This is a genomic window from Tannerella forsythia, assembly GCF_001006485.1.
In the GTDB taxonomy this organism is placed as follows: Bacteria; Bacteroidota; Bacteroidia; order Bacteroidales; family Tannerellaceae; genus Tannerella; species Tannerella forsythia.
The window spans coordinates 1-5,347 of the sequence record NZ_JUET01000055.1; the positions used below are offsets into that span (position 1 = coordinate 1).

Annotated in this window: 1 protein-coding gene, 2 tRNA genes and 2 rRNA genes; all 5 read right to left on the bottom strand. The window is 48.2% G+C overall.

Annotated elements, in window-relative coordinates:
• A 23S ribosomal RNA gene (locus Tanf_RS02720) occupies positions 1 to 2,641 on the bottom strand; the annotation flags it as partial.
• A 281-nt stretch (positions 2,642 to 2,922) separates the two neighbouring features.
• Positions 2,923 to 2,996, bottom strand: a tRNA-Ala gene (locus Tanf_RS02725).
• A gap of 82 nt (positions 2,997 to 3,078) precedes the next feature.
• A tRNA-Ile gene (locus Tanf_RS02730) sits at positions 3,079 to 3,152 on the bottom strand.
• Between the two features lie 222 nt (positions 3,153 to 3,374).
• Positions 3,375 to 4,899, bottom strand: a 16S ribosomal RNA gene (locus Tanf_RS02735).
• Positions 4,900 to 5,082: 183 nt separating this feature from the next.
• Positions 5,083 to 5,347: hypothetical protein (locus tag Tanf_RS15040; RefSeq protein WP_046824832.1), on the bottom strand; the 265-nt coding region annotated here is incomplete at its 5' end.

Below are 5,347 nucleotides of genomic sequence, written 5' to 3' on the forward strand. Positions count from 1 at the left end.
CAAATATCTTACGCCCACGATAGATAGAGACCGAACTGTCTCACGACGTTCTGAACCCAGCTCGCGTGCCACTTTAATGGGCGAACAGCCCAACCCTTGGGACCTTCTCCAGCCCCAGGATGTGACGAGCCGACATCGAGGTGCCAAACCGCCGCGTCGATATGAGCTCTTGGCGGCGATCAGCCTGTTATCCCCGGAGTACCTTTTATCCTTTGAGCGATGGCCCTTCCATGCGGAACCACCGGATCACTATGCTCTAGTTTCCTACCTGGTCGACTTGTAGGTCTCTCAGTCAAGCACCCTTATGCCATTACACTCTGCGACCGGTTACCAATCGGTCTGAGGGTACCTTTAGAAGCCTCCGTTACACTTTTGGAGGCGACCACCCCAGTCAAACTACCCACCATACAGTGTCCTCCTATTAAACAGGAGTTAGAAGTCAAACACCAAAAGGGCCGTATTTCAACAACGACTCCACCATGACTGGCGTCACAGCTTCACAGTCTCCGGCCTATCCTACACATCCGATGCCCAACGTCAATGTAAAGCTATAGTAAAGGTTCACGGGGTCTTTTCGTCCCATCGCGGGTAATCGGCATCTTCACCGATACTACAATTTCACCGAGCTCACAGTTGAGACAGTGCCCAGATCGTTACACCATTCGTGCAGGTCGGAACTTACCCGACAAGGAATTTCGCTACCTTAGGACCGTTATAGTTACGGCCGCCGTTTACTGGGGCTTCAATTCAAACCTTCTCCTTTCGAATGAGTTCTCCTCTTAACCTTCCAGCACCGGGCAGGTGTCAGACCATATACATCATCTTTCGATTTAGCATAGTCATGTGTTTTTGTTAAACAGTCGCCTGGGCCGATTCTCTGCGGCCACTGTCGCCAGTGGCGTCCTTTATCCCGAAGTTACAGGACCATTTTGCCTAGTTCCTTAACCGTGAATCTCTCGAGCGCCTTAGTATTTTCAACCCGACCACGTGTGTCCGTTTACAGTACGAGTGCTATATCAATATGCTTAGCGGATTTTCTTGGGAGCCTGTTTACGCACATATTACATTGTACAAGTACGCTGCATACTGTCAGGTTCGACTCTCGCGGCGGATTTGCCTGCCGCAATCAACGTCTACACCCTTCAACCAACTATTCCATCCGTTGGCAGTGCTGTCACTTCTCCGTCCCCACATCGCTCAATATAGCAGTGCCGGAATATTAACCGGCTCTTCCATCGGAATCGCCCTTCGGCTTATCCTTAGGCCCCGACTAACCCTGATCCGATTAGCGTTGATCAGGAATCCTTGGTCTTTCGGCGAGGAGGTTTTTCACCTCCTTTATCGTTACTCATACCTACATTTGCTTTTCCATACGCTCCAACAAAGGTCACCCCTTATCTTCAACGCAGAGTATGGAATGCTCCCCTACCATATCTTGCGATATCCATAGCTTCGGTAAACCGCTTATGCCCGATTATTATCCATGCCAGACCCCTCGACTAGTGAGCTGTTACGCACTCTTTAAATGAATGGCTGCTTCCAAGCCAACATCCTAGCTGTCTATGCGGTCTGACTTCGTTAAATGCAACTGAGCGGCTATTTCGGGACCTTAGCTGATGGTCTGGATTCTTCTCCTTTCGGACATGGACCTTAGCACCCATGCCCTCACTCCCGGGATCCATATGATGAGCATTCGGAGTTTGTCTGGACTTGATAGGCGGTGAAGCCCTCGCATCCAATCAGTCGCTCTACCTCTCATCAAAAACACCCGAGGCTGCACCTAAATGCATTTCGGGGAGTACGAGCTATCTCCAAGTTTGATTAGCCTTTCACCCCTACCCACAATTCATTGGAACACTTTTCAACGTATATCCATTCGGTCCTCCAGTTAGTGTTACCTAACCTTCAACCTGATCATGGGTAGATCACTTGGTTTCGCGTCTACTCCTTTTGACTATCCGCCCTGTTCAGACTCGCTTTCGCTTCGGCTACATGCCTACTTGACACTTAACCTTGCCAAAAAAAGTAACTCGTAGGTTCATTATGCAAAAGGCACGCCGTCACACGTATACAGTGCTCCGACCGCTTGTAGGCAGACGGGTTCAGGGTCTATTTCACTCCTCTGTTCGAGGTTCTTTTCACCTTTCCCTCACGGTACTGGTTCGCTATCGGTCTCTCGGAAGTATTTAGCCTTACGGGATGGGCCCCGCAGTTTCAGACAGGATTTCACGTGTCCCGACCTACTCAGGATACCGCTAAGCTTCAAAATGATTTCGTGTACGGGACTTTCACCCTCTATGGCCCTCTTTCCAGCGGGTTCCACTTTCATCTTTTCTTGCTACGTCGCGGTCCTACAACCCCATGGGATGCCGAAACAACCATGGTTTGGGCTCTTGCGCGTTCGCTCGCCACTACTTACGCAATCATTCTTATTTTCTCTTCCTGTGGGTACTTAGATGTTTCAGTTCCCCACGTTCGCTCACCTTGCGGTGTGACTGGCCTTCAACCAGCCGGGTTACCCCATTCGGATATCTCGGGATCAAAGGTTATTTGCACCTCCCCCGAGCTTTTCGCAGCTTATCACGTCCTTCTTCGCCTCCGAGAGCCTAGGCATCCACCGTCTGCCCTTCTTTTACTTTTTTATCCTTACCTCACAGTTTTCATATACAATTATACAATCCTTACATGATACTGTGGGCTTCTTTATCTTTAGCTCTTTCTACGCTTTTCTTAAAATTCGCTTCAAGTTTCATTCATATGTGCAATTGATCTATTTGCATACATCATTCGACATACGAAATCTTTTCTCTGTTTTGTCCATCATGTCAAAGAACTCTTCTTTTCGCTTTTTTTGTTTCCGCCTTCTTCGTCGTTCAAGAGAACTCCTCTTTCATAAACGCTTCGGGCAGACTGCGAAACTCGTGGAGAATAACGGATTCGAACCGTTGACCCCCTGCTTGCAAAGCAGGTGCTCTAGCCAGCTGAGCTAATCCCCCGTCTTTTGAGTGAATAATGAATAGTTAACAATTAAAAATGATGCCATTCTTCATTATTCACTTTTCATTGTTCACTTTCCTGTAGTCCCAGGCAGAGTTGAACTGCCGACCTCTACATTATCAGTGTAGCGCTCTAACCAACTGAGCTATAGGACTGTCTCGTCAACTGCCGCCGGGATAAGACGAATCGTCTCTTGCTCTCCAAGTCGAATAAGCAGCCTGAGTCAGGCTTTTTTTTTCGACAAAGAAACCGAGACATCCCAGCTTCCTTTTTCTCTTTTCCCTTTTTTTTTATTGTAAACATGAAAACAAGAATGCAGTACCCATAAAAGTACCTAAGGAAAAGAATCTTTCAAACAGATTCCAAGACTGCTCCAGAAAGGAGGTGTTCCAGCCGCACCTTCCGGTACGGCTACCTTGTTACGACTTAGCCCCAGTCACCAGTTTTACCCTAGGCCGATCCTCGCGGTTACGGACTTCAGGTACCCCCGGCTCCCATGGCTTGACGGGCGGTGTGTACAAGGCCCGGGAACGTATTCACCGCGCCATGGCTGATGCGCGATTACTAGCGAATCCAGCTTCACGGAGTCGAGTTGCAGACTCCGATCCGAACTGAGACAGGGTTTGGAGATTGGCATCCGGTCGCCCGGTAGCTGCCCTTTGTCCCTGCCATTGTAACACGTGTGTCGCCCCGGATGTAAGGGCCGTGCTGATTTGACGTCATCCCAACCTTCCTCACAGCTTACGCCGGCAGTCCCGCCAGAGTCCTCAGCTTTACCTGTTAGCAACTGACAGTCAGGGTTGCGCTCGTTATGGCACTTAAGCCGACACCTCACGGCACGAGCTGACGACAACCATGCAGCACCTACATAGACGCCCCGAAGGGAAGAAAGCTCTCACTCTCCGTCGTCTACATTTCAATCCCGGGTAAGGTTCCTCGCGTATCATCGAATTAAACCACATGTTCCTCCGCTTGTGCGGGCCCCCGTCAATTCCTTTGAGTTTCACCGTTGCCGGCGTACTCCCCAGGTGGATTACTTAACGCTTTCGCTGTAGAGCTTACACTATATCGCAAACTCCTAGTAATCATCGTTTACTGCGTGGACTACCAGGGTATCTAATCCTGTTTGATACCCACGCTTTCGTGCTTCAGTGTCAGTTATACCTTAGTAAGCTGCCTTCGCAATCGGAGTTCTGCGTGATCTCTATGCATTTCACCGCTACACCACGCATTCCGCCTACTTCATCTATACTCAAGACTACCAGTTTCAACGGCAATTTTATCGTTAAGCGACAAACTTTCACCGCGGACTTAACAGCCCACCTACGCACCCTTTAAACCCAATAAATCCGGATAACGCTCGCATCCTCCGTATTACCGCGGCTGCTGGCACGGAGTTAGCCGATGCTTATTCACAAGGTACATGCAATAAAATACACGTATCTCATTTTATTCCCCTGTAAAAGAAGTTTACAACCCATAGGGCAGTCATCCTTCACGCGACTTGGCTGGTTCAGGCTCTCGCCCATTGACCAATATTCCTCACTGCTGCCTCCCGTAGGAGTCTGGTCCGTGTCTCAGTACCAGTGTGGGGGACCTTCCTCTCAGAACCCCTAACCATCGATGGCTTGGTGAGCCGTTACCTCACCAACTACCTAATGGTACGCATGCCCATCCGCAACCAATAAATCTTTAACAAATAGCCCCATGCGGAACCCCTGTTTTATGAGGTATTAGTCCGACTTTCGCCGGGTTATCCCTCTGTTGCGGGCAGGTTACATACGCGTTACTCACCCGTGCGCCGGTCGCCGACAGGTATTGCTACCATCGCTGCCCCTCGACTTGCATGTGTTAAGCCTATCGCTAGCGTTCATCCTGAGCCAGGATCAAACTCTCCGTTGTTCAAATTGTTTTTTTATCCTATCGCGCTCAGAATCCAAATATATCCTTTTCCTTTATTTTCGTATATTGACGGTACTTTTTTTCTTGTACTACATCTTGTTTTACATGTAAATCTTACAAAGATCGCTTTTTATTTTTGTGTACCCCTCGAACACTTTCAAAGAATAACACTCTTTCTTTTTTTTATCCGATTACCGAACCGGTAACGGGCTGCAAAGATAAAAACAAATTTTTATTCGAACCAAATTTTTTCGAATCTTTTTTTGGAAAGAAGTCTTTTTTCTTATCAAACCCATTTGTTTGAAACAAATAAAAAAAAGAACACCCCCCCAGAAAAATCTTTCCTCTATCTTCTTGCAGCAGGCTCTCCTCTCGAAAGCGGGTGCAAAAGTACGGAATATCTTCTTTCCCTACAAATATTTTATGACCTTTTTTTGAAGAAAAAGCG